The sequence below is a fragment of the Brachybacterium sillae genome, from assembly GCF_025028335.1.
GTDB lineage: Bacteria > Actinomycetota > Actinomycetes > Actinomycetales > Dermabacteraceae > Brachybacterium > Brachybacterium sillae.
In genome coordinates, this window is record NZ_JAFEUW010000001.1 from 61,208 (window position 1) to 78,117 (window position 16,910).

The 16,910-nt window shown below is 71.1% G+C and carries 19 protein-coding genes; 15 read left to right on the forward strand and 4 right to left on the reverse strand.

Annotated features, from left to right (window positions below; all coding sequences use genetic code 11):
• Window positions 1-81: 81 nt before the first annotated feature.
• The 3 genes from JSY14_RS00270 to JSY14_RS00280 are packed head-to-tail and all read right to left on the reverse strand — an operon-like array spanning window position 82 to window position 2,839.
• A complete protein-coding gene (locus JSY14_RS00270; protein ID WP_259556738.1) occupies window positions 82-846 on the reverse strand; it encodes an ABC transporter permease in 765 nt (254 codons plus the stop codon).
• Entirely contained in the window at window positions 846-1,706 is an 861-nt protein-coding gene (locus tag JSY14_RS00275; protein ID WP_259556739.1) for an ABC transporter ATP-binding protein, read from the reverse strand. The genes JSY14_RS00270 and JSY14_RS00275 overlap by 1 nt, the downstream gene beginning before the upstream one ends.
• Before the next feature lie 29 nt (window positions 1,707-1,735).
• Complete coding sequence (locus JSY14_RS00280) at window positions 1,736-2,839, reverse strand: glutathione S-transferase family protein (protein ID WP_259556741.1); 1,104 nt, start codon at window positions 2,837-2,839, stop codon at window positions 1,736-1,738.
• Window positions 2,840-3,137: 298 nt separating this feature from the next.
• Between JSY14_RS00280 and JSY14_RS00285 the strand changes: the two genes are divergently transcribed.
• From JSY14_RS00285 to JSY14_RS00320, 8 genes are all read left to right on the forward strand, one after another.
• Window positions 3,138-3,896, forward strand: a complete 759-nt coding sequence (locus tag JSY14_RS00285; RefSeq protein ID WP_259556742.1) for a helix-turn-helix transcriptional regulator — start codon at window positions 3,138-3,140, stop codon at window positions 3,894-3,896.
• Complete coding sequence (sufB, locus tag JSY14_RS00290; RefSeq protein ID WP_259556743.1) at window positions 3,893-5,320, forward strand: Fe-S cluster assembly protein SufB; 1,428 nt, start codon at window positions 3,893-3,895, stop codon at window positions 5,318-5,320. The genes JSY14_RS00285 and sufB overlap by 4 nt, the downstream gene beginning before the upstream one ends.
• A complete protein-coding gene (sufD, locus tag JSY14_RS00295) occupies window positions 5,320-6,636 on the forward strand; it encodes a Fe-S cluster assembly protein SufD (RefSeq protein ID WP_259556744.1) in 1,317 nt (438 codons plus the stop codon). Before sufB ends, sufD begins: the two co-directional genes overlap by 1 nt.
• Window positions 6,637-6,643: 7 nt before the next feature.
• Window positions 6,644-6,976, forward strand: a complete 333-nt coding sequence (locus tag JSY14_RS00300) for a non-heme iron oxygenase ferredoxin subunit (protein WP_432803580.1) — start codon at window positions 6,644-6,646, stop codon at window positions 6,974-6,976.
• 80 nt (window positions 6,977-7,056) lie between these two features.
• The gene (gene sufC, locus JSY14_RS00305) at window positions 7,057-7,812 is read left to right on the forward strand and encodes a Fe-S cluster assembly ATPase SufC (protein WP_259556745.1); all 756 of its coding nucleotides are present in this window, start codon (window positions 7,057-7,059) and stop codon (window positions 7,810-7,812) included.
• 87 nt (window positions 7,813-7,899) lie between these two features.
• Window positions 7,900-8,235, forward strand: coding sequence for a metal-sulfur cluster assembly factor (locus JSY14_RS00310; protein ID WP_259556746.1), 336 nt, complete (start codon window positions 7,900-7,902; stop codon window positions 8,233-8,235).
• Window positions 8,232-8,450, forward strand: coding sequence for a hypothetical protein (locus JSY14_RS00315; protein ID WP_259556747.1), 219 nt, complete (start codon window positions 8,232-8,234; stop codon window positions 8,448-8,450). The genes JSY14_RS00310 and JSY14_RS00315 overlap by 4 nt, the downstream gene beginning before the upstream one ends.
• On the forward strand, window positions 8,447-8,806 hold the full coding sequence (locus JSY14_RS00320) for a GNAT family N-acetyltransferase (protein WP_259556748.1): 360 nt from the start codon (window positions 8,447-8,449) through the stop codon (window positions 8,804-8,806). Before JSY14_RS00315 ends, JSY14_RS00320 begins: the two co-directional genes overlap by 4 nt.
• A 146-nt stretch (window positions 8,807-8,952) precedes the next feature.
• On the opposite strand, the gene ald is transcribed toward JSY14_RS00320, so the two are convergent.
• Window positions 8,953-10,074 carry an alanine dehydrogenase gene (gene ald, locus JSY14_RS00325; RefSeq protein ID WP_259556749.1) on the reverse strand — a complete coding sequence of 374 codons (1,122 nt, stop codon included), beginning with the start codon at window positions 10,072-10,074 and terminating at the stop codon, window positions 8,953-8,955.
• Between the two features lie 316 nt (window positions 10,075-10,390).
• On the opposite strand from ald, the gene JSY14_RS00330 reads away from it, so the two are divergent.
• The 7 genes from JSY14_RS00330 to JSY14_RS00360 all read left to right on the forward strand — a co-directional run bounded on the left by JSY14_RS00330 (window position 10,391) and on the right by JSY14_RS00360 (window position 16,904).
• The gene (locus tag JSY14_RS00330) at window positions 10,391-11,947 is read left to right on the forward strand and encodes an ABC-F family ATP-binding cassette domain-containing protein (protein WP_432803643.1); all 1,557 of its coding nucleotides are present in this window, start codon (window positions 10,391-10,393) and stop codon (window positions 11,945-11,947) included.
• A gap of 163 nt (window positions 11,948-12,110) precedes the next feature.
• The gene (locus JSY14_RS00335; protein WP_259556751.1) at window positions 12,111-12,740 is read left to right on the forward strand and encodes a MarR family transcriptional regulator; all 630 of its coding nucleotides are present in this window, start codon (window positions 12,111-12,113) and stop codon (window positions 12,738-12,740) included.
• 161 nt (window positions 12,741-12,901) lie between these two features.
• Window positions 12,902-13,459: an elongation factor P gene (efp, locus tag JSY14_RS00340; RefSeq protein ID WP_259556752.1), complete on the forward strand. Its 558-nt coding sequence runs from the start codon at window positions 12,902-12,904 to the stop codon at window positions 13,457-13,459.
• 1 nt (window position 13,460) lies between these two features.
• The gene (nusB, locus tag JSY14_RS00345) at window positions 13,461-13,988 is read left to right on the forward strand and encodes a transcription antitermination factor NusB (RefSeq protein ID WP_259556753.1); all 528 of its coding nucleotides are present in this window, start codon (window positions 13,461-13,463) and stop codon (window positions 13,986-13,988) included.
• Between the two features lie 86 nt (window positions 13,989-14,074).
• Window positions 14,075-14,650, forward strand: coding sequence for a bifunctional pyr operon transcriptional regulator/uracil phosphoribosyltransferase PyrR (pyrR, locus tag JSY14_RS00350; RefSeq protein WP_259556754.1), 576 nt, complete (start codon window positions 14,075-14,077; stop codon window positions 14,648-14,650).
• Window positions 14,647-15,612: an aspartate carbamoyltransferase catalytic subunit gene (locus JSY14_RS00355; protein WP_259556755.1), complete on the forward strand. Its 966-nt coding sequence runs from the start codon at window positions 14,647-14,649 to the stop codon at window positions 15,610-15,612. The genes pyrR and JSY14_RS00355 overlap by 4 nt, the downstream gene beginning before the upstream one ends.
• A complete protein-coding gene (locus JSY14_RS00360; RefSeq protein ID WP_259556756.1) occupies window positions 15,609-16,904 on the forward strand; it encodes a dihydroorotase in 1,296 nt (431 codons plus the stop codon). Before JSY14_RS00355 ends, JSY14_RS00360 begins: the two co-directional genes overlap by 4 nt.
• Window positions 16,905-16,910 lie beyond the last annotated feature (6 nt).

Genomic DNA, 16,910 nt, shown 5'->3' on the forward strand with positions numbered 1-16,910 from the left:
AATCCGGCGCGGATTCCCCACGACAACCTCCATAGACGGGGCGTTATGGGGGCGCGGGGGTGTGGGTGCTGTGGGCGGGCCTCACACGTCCTGCCACCGGAACCAGCGCATCACCGCGAGGCTGGCCCCGATGGCCCAGACGGTCAGCACGCCGAACGCACCCCAGGGGAACGGACCGGCCTGCGCCAGGGTAGCTCGCAGCAGCTCACCGAGGGCGCCGGAAGGCAGCAGGTCCACCAGGGACCGCAGCACGCCGGGGTAATGGTCGACCGGCACCACCGCGCCGCCGACTGCCACGACCAGGACGAACACCACATTGGCCACGGCCAGCACGGCCTCCGCGCGCAGGGTGCCCGCGATGAGCAGCCCCAGGGCACCGAAGGCGATGGTCCCGAGCAGCCACACCGGCACGGCGGCGAGCAGGCCGCCGATCCCGGGCCGCCAGCCCATCGCCAGGCCGATCCCACCCAGCAGGACGAGCTGCAGCACCTGAAGGCCCAGCGTGGCGAGGATCTTCCCTGCGAGGTAACCGTCGCGGCCCAGGGGAGTGGTGGCGACCCATCGCAGGACCCCGGCGCGGCGATCGAAACCGGTCTGAATGGCCTGGGAGGTGAAGGCGGTGGAGATCAGCGCCGTCGCGAGGGCACCGGCCACCGCGGTCGCGATCGTCGGGACCCCGTCCAGCCGCCCCACCGGCAGCAGGCGCAGGCCCAGCAGCACCAGGGCGGGCATGAGGATCGCGACCATCAGCTGCTCGCCGTTGGACAGCAGCACGCGGGCCTCGAAGGCGGCGTGGGACAGCACCCGCTGGGACGCGGGCGCCGCCTGGGCGGTATGCGAGGGCATCAGGGGGTCTCCTCGTCGCGGGTGAGGTCGATGAGCACCGACTCGAGGTCCGCCGCACCTGTGGTGACCTCGAGGTCCACACCGTGTCGGCGACCGACGATGCGCAGCTCCGCCGCCAGGGCTTCGGCGCGTTCGGCTTCGATGCCGTCAGCCCGGGCCGCCAGGTGCACGCGTCCGTCGCGGGAGTGATGCGACGAGAGGATCTCCGCCACCGATCCGGTGGTGACCACGCGGCCGCGGGCCATCACCACCACGTGGTCGGCGAGGTCCTCCACATCGGCCATCAGGTGGGTGGTCAGCACGACCGCGGTGCCCGTGCGGGCGAGGGACCGGATCAGATGCCGCACGGTGCGGCGGATGGACGGGTCCATGCCGGCGGTCGGTTCGTCCAGGAACACCAGTTCCGGCCGACCGATGATCGCTAATGCCAGGGCCAGGCGCTGGCGCTGGCCCCCGGAGAGCCGCCGCACCAGGGTGGAACCGAACTCGTCGATGCCCAGATGCTCGGCCACCTCGTCGACGTCCAGGGGCTTCTCGTGCAACGACGCGCCATAGCGCAACAGCTGCAGGGCCCGGGCCCCACTGGCGAGACCGCCGTCCTGGATCATCACCCCCACGCGTGCGCGCAGATCCGGGTAGGCCCGCCACGGGTCGGACCCGAGCACCCGCACGGTGCCCGAGTCCGGCCGCAGCAGACCGGTGGCGCAGTGGATGGTGGTCGACTTCCCGGCCCCGTTGGGGCCGAGGATCGCGGTGACCTGCCCGTGGCGGGCACTGAAGGTGGCACCGTCGACGGCGGCGACCCCGCCGAAGCTGCGGCGCAGGTCAGTGACGACGAGGGCGGGGGCGCGGGTGTCCATGGCGCCCCCATCGTAGGGGCGGGGGAGCCTCAGCGCCCTGTGAGGTGCAGCGGCGTGTGGTCGGGGTCCACGACCTCCTCCGCCTTCGGCGGCTCGGGGGCGGTGCCACCGGGGCCCCAGGTGTCGGTGTCGAACCGGTCGCGATCATGGGGTTCCATGAAGCGCTCCAGGTCGGGGCCCCTCGGCACCACCTGGGTGGGGTTGATGTCGGTCTGCACCACGTAGTAATGCTGCTTGATCTGCTCGAAGTCGACGGTGTCACCGAAGCCGGGGGTCTGGAACAGATCCTTCGTGTAGTTCCAGAGGTTCGGCATGGTGAACAGCGGCTGTCGGTTGCACTTGAAGTGCGAGTAGTACACGGCGTCGAACCGCACCAGGGTCGGGAACAGGCGCACATCGGACTCCGTCAGGCGCGACCCGAACAGGTACCGCTGGGTGGACAGGCGCTCCTCGAGCACATCCAGGGCCGACCACAGGGCGTCGTACGCCTTCTCGTACCCGGCCTGGGTGCCGGCGAAGCCCGTCTTGTACACGCCGTTGTTGACCTCGTGCAGCATCCAGCGGTTCAGCTCGTCGATCTGGCCGCGCAGCTCCTCCGGGTACAGGTCGGGGGCACCGGGGCGGTGGAACTCGGTCCACTCGGTGGCGAAGTCCAGGGTGATGGTCTGGAAGTCGTTGGTCACCACGGCCTTGGAGGGCACGTCGACGATTGCCGGCACGGTGATGCCCCGCGGGTAGTCGGGGTAGCGGGCGAAGTAGGCCTGCTGCAGACGCTCGTAGCCGAGCACCGGATCCTTGCCGTCGGGGTCGAGGTCGAAGGTCCAGGAGCGCTTGTCATGGGTGGGGCCGGGCATGCCCACCGAGAGGACGTCCTCCAGGCCGTGCAGACGGCGGGAGATCAGAGTGCGGTTCGCCCAGGGGCACGCCCGGGCGGCGATCAGACGGTAGCGGCCGGCCTCCACCGGCCACCCGTCGCGGCCGTCCCGGGTGATCCGGTCGGCGATGTAGTTCATGTCGCGCTGGTAGTCCTCGCCCTTGTGGACGTAGCTGCCCTTCTGGTCGTACTGCGTGTCCTGCTGCCCCTCAGGCGTGGTCGGGCTGCTGTCGGCGGGGGTGGGCGACGATGCGGTCATGGCTGCCTCCTCGGCATATCGGTCCAGAGGCGCTTGCGAGGGGACGGCGCCGGATGCGTTCGAGCCTACTGAGGAGGCCCGAGAGCCGACGACGCCCGTGGTACCGGTCACGGTCGGGCCGCCGATCCGGCAAACCTCCTGTTTTCGCAAGCGCGAGCTTGTAAAATCGATGGGGGTTCGATGGTCGACGACCGCGGTTCCCCGGTGGACACACCCCCGAGGTGGAGACACCGCGGTGCCGCATCGCTCCGGCCCGTACGACCCGCCGCGACAGCTCAGCCGCCGGAGAGGAGAGTGTGTGGACGCCACCGATCGGCCGTCGACCGTCACCGATCCGCGCACCCCGCGAGAGGCCCGATCCCAGGGCGACACCCGCCAGCGGTTGCTGGAGGCGATCTCCGCGCACGGCCCCATCACCGCCGGGGAACTGGCCGAACGCTTCGGGCTCACAGGCGCCGCCGTGCGGCGCCACCTCGCGGCGTTGGAGGCGGATGGGGAGATCATCGAGCATGAGCGGCCGACGGGTGCACGGGGACGTGGCCGACCCAGCAAGGCCTTCGTGCTCTCCCCCCTGGCGCATCTGGGAGCGGACGGGGAGGTCGACCATCTGATGGAGATCGCCCTGCAGCAGCTCGAGCAGCTCGGAGGGCCCGAGGCCGTCGCCCGGGTCGCCACCGCCCGCGTCCAGGAGTGGCGCCAGGAACTCGAGGCCCGCCTGCGCGACACCCCCCGCGCAGCCCGCGATCGCGCCTGCGTGGTGCAGGAGATCGCCGCCCTGCTCACCGACCGCGGCTATGCAGCGACCGTGCGTCCGGTGCGGGTGGCCCTGCCCTCGCCGCGACCGGGACTGCGCGGCCGCACCCTGGAGACCGCCCAGCTGGTCCAGGGCCACTGCCCGGTGCGGGAGGTCGCCGAGCGGCACCCCGTGCTGTGCGAGGTCGAGACCCGCGCCCTCGCCGCCATGACCGGCGCCCCCGTCCAGCGTCTGGCGACGCTGGCCGGTGGTGCACACGCCTGCACGACTCACATTCCACTCACCGAGGGAAGGACACCATGACGAGCGCACCCGAGCAGCTCAGCCAGGACGAGATCATCTCGTCCATCGGCAACTACGCCTACGGCTGGCATGACAGCGACACCGCGGGCGCCACGGCGCGCCGCGGTCTGAACGAGGACGTGGTGCGGGAGATCTCCCGCCTGAAGAACGAGCCCGAGTGGATGCTGGAGCGTCGCCTGAAGGCGCTGAAGCTCTTCGAGAAGAAGCCGATCCCCACCTGGGGCCCGGACCTGTCCGGCATCGACTTCGACACCATCAAGTACTTCGTCCGCTCCACGGAGAAGCAGGCCACCACCTGGGATGAGCTCCCGGAGGACATCAAGGCCACCTACGACCGCCTGGGCATCCCGGAGGCCGAGAAGCAGCGTCTCGTCGCCGGTGTGGCCGCGCAGTACGAGTCGGAGGTGGTGTATCACCAGATCCGCGAGGACCTCGAGGCCCAGGGCGTGATCTTCGTGGACACCGACACCGGTCTGCGCGAGTACCCGGAGATCTTCGAGGAGTACTTCGGCTCCGTGATCCCCGCCGGGGACAACAAGTTCTCCGCGCTGAACACGGCGGTGTGGTCCGGCGGTTCCTTCGTGTACGTCCCCAAGGGCGTGCACGTGGAGATCCCGCTGCAGGCCTACTTCCGCATCAACACCGAGAACATGGGCCAGTTCGAGCGGACGCTGATCATCGCCGACGAGGGCTCCTACGTGCACTACGTCGAGGGCTGCACCGCCCCGATCTACAAGTCCGACTCGCTGCACTCCGCCGTGGTGGAGATCGTGGTGAAGAAGGACGCGCGCGTGCGCTACACGACCATCCAGAACTGGTCGAACAACGTGTACAACCTGGTCACCAAGCGCACCACGGTGGAGCAGGGCGGCACCATGGAGTGGGTCGACGGCAACATCGGCTCGAAGGTCACCATGAAGTACCCGGCCGTGTGGCTGATGGGGGAGCACGCCCGCGGTGAGACCCTGTCGATCGCCTTCGCCGGCGAGGGGCAGCACCAGGACACCGGCTCCAAGATGGTGCACATGGCGCCGCACACCTCGAGCTCCATCGTCTCGAAGTCTGTCTCCCGCGGCGGTGGCCGCTCCAGCTACCGCGGTCTGGTGCAGGTGATGCCGGGCGCCGAGCATGCCGCCTCGACCGTGCTGTGCGACGCGCTGCTGGTGGACACGATCTCCCGCACCGACACCTATCCGTACGTGGACGTGCGCGTCGATGACGTCCAGATGGGCCACGAGGCCACCGTCTCCAAGGTCTCCGAGGAGCAGCTGTTCTACCTCATGAGCCGCGGCATGGAGGAGTCCGAGGCGATGGCGATGATCGTGCGCGGCTTCATCGAGCCGATCGCGCGCGAGCTTCCCATGGAGTACGCCCTGGAACTGAACCGCCTGATCGAGCTGCAGATGGAAGGAGCAGTCGGCTGATGACCACCATCGATGTGACCGGTGCCGAGAGCGCAGGGGACCCCGGGGCCAACGAGGCCGTCGGCGGGGCCGCTGGCGCCGCCCCGGTGCTGGCGCAGGAGGCCCTCGCGGACGCCGAGCCCACGACCCCGGAGCTCGAGGACGAGGGCATCGTCATCGCCGGCCAGGGCGGGGGCGCCGCCACCAGCGCCACCCGGGCGCAGCGCCACCGCTCCTTCGAGGTGTCCGCCCACGAGGCCCCCACCTCGAAGCAGGAGGAGTGGCGCTTCACCCCGCTGCGCCGCTTCGCCCCGCTGTTCGAGGACGTCGCCGGGGATGACCGGGATGGCGACCGGGCAGTGGCCGTGCAGGTGCAGCTGCCGAGCGGAGTCGAAGCGGTGGCGACCCTCGCCGCCGGCCAGGCCCCGCGTGGCACCGCCCTGGTGCCGGAGGACCTCCCGTCCGCGATCGCCTCGGCCCGCACCGAGCAGGCCCGGCACCTGGTCGCCCCCCGCAACGCCGAGCTGAACGAGCCCTTCCGGGTGGAGGTCCGCGGGAACGGCGCCGAGCGCCTGGCCCACGACCACCTGGTGCTCGAGACGCAGGAGTCGTCGTCGGCGACCTTCGTGCTGAACCACACCGGCACCGCCCGGTACGCGCAGAACGTCGAGCTCGTCGTCGGGGACAACTCCCGCATGACCGTCATCTCCCTCCAGGACTGGGACGACGACGCCGTGCACCTGGCCACCCACCACGCCCGCATCGGCCGCGACGCCACGCTCAAGCACATCGTGGTCTCCCTCGGCGGCCACGCGGTGCGCGTCAACGCCATCAGCGAGTTCACCGCGCCCGGCGGCGAGGTCGAGAAGCTCGGCCTGTACTTCTCCGACGAGGACCAGTACCTCGAGCACCGTCTGTTCGTGGACCACGCGGCCCCGAACTGCCGCTCCAACTCCACCTACAAGGGGGCCCTGCAGGGGAAGAACGCCCGCAGCGTGTGGGTGGGGGACGTCCTCATCCGCAAGGAGGCCGAGGGCACCGACACCTACGAGCTCAACCGCAACCTGGTGCTCACCGAGGGTGCCCGGGCTGATTCGGTGCCGAACCTGGAGATCGAGACCGGGGAGATCGAGGGCGCCGGCCATGCCGCCGCCACCGGTCGCTTCGACGATGAGCAGCTGTTCTACCTTCAGGCCCGCGGCATCCCCGAGATCGAGGCGCGCCGACTGGTGGTGCGGGGCTTCTTCGCCGAACTGATCCAGCAGATCGACGTGGAGGAGATCCGTGACCACCTGTACACCTCGATCGAGAACGAGCTCGCCCGGAGCATGAACTGACCCGCTGATGAGCAGCTACGTCACCGTCGCCACCCTCGCCGAACTCCCCGCGGGCACCGTGCTCGCGGTGGAGGCCGGCGGGGTGGAGATCGCGCTCGCGCGAGACGAGGACGGCGATGTGCATGCTCTGCTCGATCGGTGCTCCCACGGAGACGTCGCCCTCTCCGACGGTGACGTCGAGGGATGCACCCTCGAGTGCTGGAAGCACGGCAGCCAGTTCGATCTGCGCACCGGTCGGCCGCGGCAGCTTCCCGCGGTGCTGCCGGTGCCGGTGTACCCGGTACGGGTCGAGCCCGACGGGTCGGTCCAGGTGGATCCGACCCGGACCCTCGATCCCTGAACCGCCCCCGACCCCCACGCCGACCCTTCACGGCCCCGGCCGCCCACCCCTGAGACCCCACAGACCACAAGGAGAACGTCATGTCCGTCCTGGAAATCAAGGACCTCCACGCCACCGTCGAGACCCCCGAGGGGACCAAGGAGATCCTCAAGGGCGTCGACCTCACCATCCGCTCCGGTGAGACCCACGCGATCATGGGCCCCAACGGCTCCGGCAAGTCCACCCTGGCCTACTCCCTCGCCGGCCACCCGAAGTACGAGATCACCGGCGGCAGCGTGCTGCTCGACGGTGAGGATCTGCTCGAGATGTCCGTCGACGAGCGCGCCCGCGCGGGCCTGTTCCTGGCCATGCAGTACCCGGTGGAGGTGCCGGGCGTGACGGTGTCGAACTTCCTGCGCACCGCGAAGACGGCGATCGATGGCGAGGCCCCGGCCCTGCGCACCTGGATGAAGGACGTCAAGGGTGCCATGGACAACCTGCGCATGGACCACGCCTTCGCCGAGCGCAACGTCAACGAGGGGTTCTCCGGCGGTGAGAAGAAGCGACACGAGATCCTGCAGATGGAGCTGCTCAAGCCCTCCATCGCGCTCCTCGACGAGACCGACTCCGGTCTCGACGTCGATGCCCTGCGGATCGTCGCCGAGGGGGTCAACCGGGCCAAGGAGACCACCGATGTGGGCATCATGCTGATCACCCACTACACGCGCATCCTCAACTACATCCGCCCGGACTACGTGCACGTGTTCGTCAACGGTAGCGTGGCCGAGCAGGGCGGCCCGGAGCTCGCCGAGCGCCTCGAGAACGAGGGCTACGACCGCTTCCTCGCCGCGCAGTGAGCCCTGCGGGCCCGGTGCAGCGGCACCGGGCCCGCCCCTCCCGCCCCGGCGCGTCGCCGGGCCCCATCCGCACTTCCAGGAGGTCCCATGACCGAGCAGCAGAGCGCCCCCCGGGCGCACGTGACCAAGGACGAGGTGCTCGAGGCGCTCAAGGACGTCATCGACCCCGAGCTGGGCATCAACGTGGTGGACCTCGGTCTCGTCTACGGGGTGACCGTGGAGGAGGGCGATGTGGTGGTCGACATGACCCTCACCTCCGCCGCCTGCCCGCTGACGGATCTGCTCGAGGAGCAGACCTTCGCGGTGCTCGACCCGATCACCGAGACCCACCGCATCAACTGGGTGTGGATGCCGCCGTGGGGCATGGAGCGCATCACCGACGACGGGCGCGAGCAGCTGCGCGCCATCGGTTTCAACCTGTGAGCGGGGACGACGACACCGCCGTCGCGCCGGGGCCCGCACCCGGCGCGATGGTGCGGGCCGAGGAGTCGGATCTCGAGGGGATCGCGGCCCTGCTCACCGAGGCGCGCGGTGACGACCTCACCGAGCAGGAGCGGGCCGAGCAGGGGTTCGTCCAGGGCAGTCTGCGGGACGCCCCGTCCCTGCGCCGGGTCCTCGGGGCCCCGGTCTGCGGGTGATCCGCGGTGACGAGGGCGCGATCCGCTCCGCCGTCGTGCTGTCGAGCCTGGGCACCTGGAGCGAGCATCCCGGACCGCCCGGGGCGACGGCCCGCTGGGCCCTGGAGCAGGGCGCGACCCCCGAGGACTGGATGTTCGGCCCTGCCGCCGTGAGCCGTGCCCACCAGGGCCAGGGCCTCTACCGCCACCTCGTCGAGGCGGTGACGGCGGAGGCCCGCGCGGCCGACCGGCGGATGGTCGCCTTCATCGACTGCCGCAACCAGCGCTCCCGGGCTGTCCACCGGGCTCTGGGCCTCACGGAGGGTGACATCCTCGAGGTCGGCGACCAGCAGCTGGGGATGCTGAGAATGGCCTGACCCTCCCCGAGCGGGGACGGGTCGGTGAGATCGCCCCGACGAGGACCGGGGCGAGGACAGGACGACGAGACGCGGGAGCGCCCCGGGAGGATCGATCCTCCCGGGGCGCTCCCGCGGGTGTGGAGCCGACACAGGCTCCACCGGGGTCACACCCCGGCGAGCACCTCGTCGACGCCCACGAACTCCATCTCATGAGCCTCGGCCACGCCCTCGTTGGTGATCCGCCCGGCGTGGGTGGTCAGACCCTTCGCCAGGGAGGCGTCGTGGCGCAGGGCGTCGGCCCAGCCCTCGCGAGCCAGACGCAGCACGTACGGCATGGTCGCGTTGGTCAGAGCCGCGGTGGAGGTCACCGGCACCGAACCCGGCATGTTCGCCACGCAGTAGTAGACGGTGTCGTGCACCCCGAAGGTCGGATCGGCGTGGGTGGTGGGGCGGGAGTGCTCGAAGCAGCCGCCCTGGTCGATCGCGACGTCCACCAGCACGGAGCCCTTCTTCATGGTGCGCACCATGTCGTCGGTGACGAGCTTCGGGGCCTTCTTGCCGGGGATCAGCACGGAACCGATCACCACATCGGCCTGCGCGACCTGCTCGGCCAGGTCCAGGCGGGTCGAGTAGCGGGTGAGGATGTTGCCGTCGTGGACGGTGGCGATCTGCGCCAGGCGGGAGAGGTTCACGTCCATCACGGTGACGTTCGCGTGCAGGCCGCGCGCCATCAGCGCCGCCTGCTCGCCGACCACACCGCCGCCGATGACCAGCACCCGGGCTTCACCGGTGCCGGGCACGCCACCCATCAGCACCCCAGAGCCGCCCAGCGGCGCCATCAGGTGGTACGCGGCGACCTGCGAGGCCAGGCGACCGGCGATGGCGCTCATGGGCGCCAGCAGCGGCAGGGAACGGTCCGGCATCTGCACCGTCTCGTAGGCGATGGAGGTGGTGCCGGAGGAGACCAGAGCGTCGGTGAGGGGACGGTCCGCCGCCGCGTGCAGGTAGGTGAACAGCACCAGATCCTCACGCAGGTAGCCGTACTCGGCGGCCACCGGCTCCTTCACCTTCACCACCATGTCGGCGCGGCTCCAGACCTCCTCCGTGGTGGTGGCGATCCGGGCGCCCGCGGCGCGGTAGTCATCGTCGCTGATACCAGCGCCACGGCCCGCATCCTGCTCGATGAGCACGTCATGGCCCGAGTGGACCAGCTCGTGCACACCGGCGGGGGTGAGGCCCACCCGGTACTCGTGGTTCTTGATCTCGCGGGGGACTGCGATGAGCATCGTCGCTCTCCTGGGATGACGTCGGTCGGACCATCTCGGTGCCGCGGACGGTGGCCGCGGGGGCACGGCGGGGCCGCTCCCGGGAAGAATCCTGGCACGCGAGCAGGCCGCGGGCGACTCCCCAGCACGCCGGTGTGAACCGCCCCGCGTCATCGTCCGTCCGGCACGCCGGAGGGCGGCCCCACTAGACTCGCCTGTCGGCCCGACACCGCACGGGCCGGGGCGCCGACGGACCCGCGCGCGCCCACCACCGGCGGAGGAGGAGCGAGTGATCAGCGTCTCGGGGCTCGAGGTCCGGGTGGGGGCGCGTCTGCTCATGAGCGACGTGTCCTTCCAGGTGCGCGACGGGGACCGGGTCGGCCTCGTCGGGCGCAACGGGGCCGGCAAGACCACCCTCACGAAGGTGCTCTCCGGTACCCTGCAGCCCGCCGCCGGGACGGTCGAGGTGCGCGGCGAACTCGGCTACCTCCCGCAGGACACCCACACCGGAGACCCGCAGGAACTGGTGCTGCGCAGGATCCTCTCCGCCCGCGGGCTCGACGAGGTCTTCGCCCGGCTGCGCCGCGCTGAGCAGGAAATGGGGGATGAGTCCCTCTCCGGTGACCTGCGCGAGAAGGCCATGAACCGGTACGTGCGGCTCAACGACGAACTGGAGACCCGCGGCGGATACGCCGCCGAGGCCGAGGCCAAACGGATGGCGGCGAACCTCGGCCTGCCCGAGCGCCTGCTGGAGCAGCAGCTGGAGACGCTCTCCGGTGGCCAGCGCCGCCGCGTCGAACTCGCCCGCATCCTGTTCTCCCAGGCCACGACGATGATCCTGGATGAGCCGACGAACCACCTCGACCACGACTCGGTGCAGTGGCTGCGGGAGTACCTCATGAGCTACCGCGGGGGCCTGGTGATCATCAGCCACGACGTGCAGCTCGTCGAGCAGGTGGTCACCAAGGTGTTCTACCTCGACGCCAACCGGCAGGTCATCGACATCTACAACATGGGCTGGCGCCAGTACCTGCGCCAGCGCGAGGACGACGAGAAGCGCCGCAAGCGGGAACGCGCCAACGCCGAGAAGAAGGCATCCGCCCTCACCGCCCAGGCGGAGAAGATGCGCGCCAAGGCCACCAAGGCCGTGGCCGCGCAGAACATGCTGCGTCGGGCCGAACGTCTCATGGCCCACACCGAGGGGGAGCGGCAGCAGGACCGGGTGGCGAGCCTGCGATTCCCCACCCCCGCTCCCTGTGGGAAGACCCCACTGATGGGGCGCGGCCTCAGCAAGTCCTACGGCAGCCTCGAGATCTTCACCGACGTGGACCTCGCGATCGACCGCGGCAGTCGCGTGGTGATCCTGGGTCTGAACGGTGCCGGCAAGACCACCCTGCTGCGGATCCTCGCCGGGGTGGACCAGCCCGACACCGGTGAGGTGGTGCCCGGGCACGGTCTGCGGATCGGCTATTACGCCCAGGAGCACGACACCCTCGACCCCGATCGCTCGGTGCTCGAGAACATGATGAGTGCGTCCCTGGACCTGCCCGAACTCGAGGCCCGCAAGATCCTCGGCTCCTTCCTGTTCAGTGGCGACGACGTCCACAAGCCCGCCGGGGTGCTCTCCGGTGGCGAGAAGACGCGGCTGGCGCTCGCCACGCTCGTCGTGTCCAGTGCCAACGTGCTGCTGCTCGACGAGCCCACCAACAACCTCGATCCCGCCAGCCGGGAGGAGATCCTCGGGGCGCTGCACGCCTTCGAGGGTGCGGTCGTTCTCGTCTCGCACGACCCGGGCGCCGTGAGGGCCCTCGCCCCGGAACGGGTGCTGGTGATGCCCGACGCCGTCGAGGACCTGTGGAACGCGGAGTACGAGGAGCTCATCGAACTCGCCTGAGACGCCGCGGCGCAGCCGGGTGCCCGCGCACGCGGTGCGCGGCCGCAGTCCCGCGCATGCGGTGGAGGGGCAGCCCACCCCCGCAGAACAGATGAATCAATCTGTCATCCGGTCTACGCGCGAAATCCCCTGATCTCGCAGAGGTGTCGGTTAGGGTGCCGGCATGTTCGTGCTGCTGTTCACGCCGCCCCGCCGCACCGCCCGCGCCGGGGAGGACCCCGTGCCCGAGCTGTTGCGGACCCTCGCGCCGCTGGGCCTGCGCGGCGGCCCGGAACGCACCACCGGCCGGGAGGTGATCGCGGTGGCCGACCGGGCCGGCGTCGCCCTCGACGCCCTGCGGGCCGCTCGCGAGGAGGGGCAGTGGCGGGTCGGTCTCGGCATCGGTGAGGTCCCGCTGCCGCTGCCCCAGGACCTGCGAGCGGTCGAGGGCCCGGCCGCGAAGGCCGCCCGGGACGCCCTGCATGAAGCCGCCACCACCTCCCAGGTGCCGGTCGCGATCCGGGCCGCCGACCCCCGGCAGGCCGGCACCGCCGCTGACGCCCAGGCGGTTCTGCGGCTGGTCGGATGGATGATCGCCACCCGCAACCGCGGCCAGTGGCGGGTCGCCCGCGCTGTGCGGGACCATCCGGAGTGGACCCAGCAGCAGCTCGCCGCGCACCTCGGCATCACCCAGCAGACCGTCTCGCGCTCCCTGCAGACCTCCGGGTGGCGCGAGGAGAGCGCCGTCCACCCGCTGCTGGAACGACTGCTCGCCATGATCGACCTCACGTCCGCCTCCTCCCGACGCCCGTGAGCACCGGGTGCCCCGGGCGCGGGCGCTAGACTGGATTGGCGCGCCCTCGGCCCTGCCCGGGCGCGCTCCTGTGCGGGCCCGCTCCGCCGCCTCGCGCAGAGCATGCGACCAGCATCCCGTCGGCCGCCGACGCCGCGGGACCAGATCCTCCGAGGAGACCCATGGCGACGACGAACGACCTGAAGAACGGAATGGTGCTGAACCTCGAGGGCCAGCTGTGGAGTGTGGTCGAGTTCCAGCACGTCAAGCCCGGCAAGGGCCCGGCGTTCGTCCGCACCAAGCTGAAGAACGTCCTGTCCGGCAAGACCGTCGACAAGACCTTCAACGCCGGCATCAAGGTCGAGACCGCGAACGTCGACAAGCGTGACATGCAGTACTCCTACATGGACGGCGACATGTTCGTGTTCATGGACACCACCACCTGGGAGCAGACCAACGTCTCCGGCGACGTCGTCGGCGACGCCAAGGACTTCATGCTCGAGGGCCAGGACGTGATCGTCGCCTTCCACGACGGCACCCCGCTGTACGTCGAGCTGCCCGCCAGCGTCGTCCTCGAGATCACCTTCACCGAGCCGGGCCTGCAGGGTGACCGTTCCTCCGGCGGCACCAAGCCCGCCACCCTTGAGACCGGCCGCGAGATCCAGGTGCCGCTGTTCCTCGAGCAGGGCACCAAGGTCAAGGTCGACACCCGCAACGGCGAGTACCTCGGGCGCGCCTGAGGTGGCGTCCCGAGAACCGCGTCCGGCCCGCCGCCCCGACGACCTGCTGCCGCAGGGCTACGGGGACGGCGATCTGGAGCTCGTCCGCACGGAGGACGCCGACACCCGTCGCTTCTCCAGCCGCACCAAGGACCGCGTGCGTGCCCTCGACGTCCTGTTCGAGGCCGACGCCCGGCAGCTCCCGGTGCTGGAGGTGCTGGAGCAGCGGCGGGTCCGCACCGCCGCCCAGACGCCTCTGCCGCCCCGGTCGCAGGAGCTGGTGCAGCGGTACGCCGAGCACGCCGCCGAGGCCGACGAGCAGATCTCCACGCACAGCCGCGGCTGGTCGCTGGAGCGGATGCCCGCCGTGGACCGCGCGATCCTGAGGCTCGGTGCCGTCGAGGTGATGGTCCTCGCCTCCGCGGAGGAGACCGGCGCCGTGATCGGCGAGTACGTGCGGATCGCCCAGGCGCTGTCCACCGACGATTCGCCGCGATTCGTCAACGGACTGCTGCAGCGGCTCGCGGACCTGCGGGGGATGCTGGGCTGAGACACCCCGCCGCGCCGCCCGGGGCCTACACTGGCGGCGTCCCCACCCTTTAACGAGCGTCCCGTGAGGCGCGGAAGGGAGTGACCATGTCCACCACGACGACCGTGCTCGGCCCGGACGATGTGGGCCGGGCGCTGCGGCGCATCGCCCACGAGATCATCGAGTCCGCCCACGGCAGCGCCGACCTCGTCCTGCTCGGCATCCCCCATCGTGGGGTACCGCTGGCCCGCCGCATCGCCGACGTGATCGTCGACGTCGAGGGCGCCGGGCGTGACGCGGCCGAGATCTGCGGCGCCCTGGACGTCACCATGTACCGCGACGACCTGCGCCGCCGCGCACCGCGCACTCCGGAGCCCACCCGCATCCCGGCCGCCGGCATCGACGGCCGCACCGTGGTTCTCGTCGACGACGTGCTCTCCACCGGCCGCACCGTCCGCGCCGCCCTCGATGCGCTCTCCGCCGTCGGCCGACCCGCCGCGGTCCGACTGGCGGTGCTGGTGGACCGCGGTCACCGGGAACTTCCGATCCGCGCCGACCATGTCGGCAAGAACCTGCCGACCGCGCACGCCGAGCGCGTCCGCGTCCGCCTGACGGAGACCGACGGCAGCGACGGTGTCGACATCGAGCGCCCCGCCGACGACCACCGGGAGGCCCGCCGATGAGGCACCTCATCTCGATCCGCGACCTCGACCGCGCTCAGGCCGTCGCTCTGCTCGACACCGCCGAGCAGATGGCCGTCACCCAGGCGCGGGCCATCCGCAAGCTGCCCACCCTGCAGGGCACCACCGTGGTGAATCTCTTCCTCGAGGACTCCACCCGCACCCGGCTGAGCTTCGAGACCGCCGCGAAGCGTCTCTCCGCGGATGTGTTGAACTTCAGTGCCAAGGGCTCCAGCCTCTCCAAGGGGGAATCCCTCAAGGACACCGCCCTCACCCTGGAGGCGATGGGCGCCGACGCCGTCGTGGTGCGCTCGTCGTCCTCGGGCGCCGCCCACCTCCTGGCCCACGCCGGGTGGATCCACCAGCCCGTCATCAACGCCGGCGACGGCCGCCACGAGCACCCCACCCAGGCGCTGCTCGACGCCCTCACCCTGCGCCGTCACCTGGTCGGCCAGGAGGAGGGCCTCGGCCGCGGCCTCGACGGACTGCGGGTGGTGGTGGTCGGCGATGTGCTGCACTCCCGCGTCGCCCGGTCCAACACCCTGCTGCTGACTCTCCTCGGCGCCGAGGTGACCCTGGTCGCGCCGCCCTCGCTGGTGCCTGTCGGCGCTGCCGGCTCGTGGCCCGCGCGGATCCTTCTGGACCTGGATGAGGCCCTCGCCACCGGCCCCGATGCGGTGATGATGCTGCGCGTGCAGCGCGAGCGCATGATCGGCGGCGGGTTCTTCCCCACCGAGCGGGAGTACTCCCGCCGCTACGGCCTCACCGAGGCGCGCGCCGCGCGTCTGCCCGACCACGCGATCGTGCTGCACCCCGGCCCCATGAACCGCGGTTTCGAGATCGCCAGCGCCGTCGCCGACGGCCCCCGCTCCGTGATCGTCGAGCAGGTCACCGCCGGGGTGGCCGTGCGCATGTCCGTCCTGTACCACCTGCTCGCCGCCGACACCCGGGAGGTGCCCGCATGACCGCCCTGCTGCTGCGTTCGGTCCGCCCCTACGGGGAGGACACCGTCGACGTCCTCATCCGGGACGAGAGGATCGCCGCCCTCGGGACCGACCTGGAGGCCCCCGCCGACGCCGAGGTGATCGAGGGCGACGGCGCCGTGCTGCTCCCCGGCCTCGTCGACCTCCACACCCACCTGCGGGAGCCCGGAGGGGAGGACGCCGAGACCATCGAGACCGGCACCCGCGCCGCCGCCCGCGGAGGCTTCACCGCCGTGCACGCCATGGCGAACACCTCCCCGGTGGCCGACACCGCCGGGATCGTGGAGATGGTGCGCCGTCGCGGCCAGGACGCCGCCTGGTGCGAGGTGTTCCCCATCGGTGCCGTCACCGTGGGACTCGCGGGGGAGCGGCTGGCGGAGCTCGACGCCATGGCGAACTCCGCCGCCGCCGTGCGCGTGTTCAGTGACGACGGCAAGTGCGTTCACGACCCGGTGCTCATGCGCCGTGCGCTGGAGTACGTCAAGGTGTTCGACGGGGTCGTCGCCCAGCACGCGCAGGACCCGCGCCTCACCGAGGGCGCCCAGATGCACGAGGGCGTGGTCTCCGCCGAGCTGGGCCTGGCCGGATGGCCCGCCGTGGCGGAGGAGTCGATCGTCGCGCGCGATGTGCTGCTGGCCGAACACGTCGGCTCCCGCCTCCACGTGTGCCACCTGTCGACCGCCGGCAGCGTGGAGATCGTGCGTTGGGCCAAGCAGCGCGGGGTCGACGTCACCGCCGAGGTCACCCCGCACCATCTGCTGCTGACCGACGAGCTCGTGCGCGGTTTCGACGCCACCTACAAGGTGAACCCGCCGTTGCGCACCCAGGCCGACGTCGACGCCGTCCGCGCGGGCCTGGCCGACGGCACCATCGACATCGTCGCCACCGACCACGCCCCGCATCCCCGCGACGCCAAGGATCGTGAATGGGACGTGGCCGCCATGGGCATGACCGGTCTGGAGACCGCCCTCGCGGTGGTGCAGCAGACCATGGTCGACACCGGGTCCCTCACCTGGCGGGACGTCGCCCGGGTGCTGTCCGAGGCCCCCGCCCGGATCGCCCGCGACCCCGACCAGGGGCGTCCCCTCGCCGCCGGGGAGGTCGCGAACCTGCTGCTGTGGGATCCCGCCCCGCGCACCGTCGTCAACCCGGCCGAGCACGCCTCCCGCAGCCGCAACGCGTCCATGCGGGGCCGCGAGCTGCCGGGGCGCAACCGCCTGACCCTGCTGCGGGGCCGCCCCACCGTCCGCGACGGCGCCCTGGTGGAGCGCTGAGCGCCG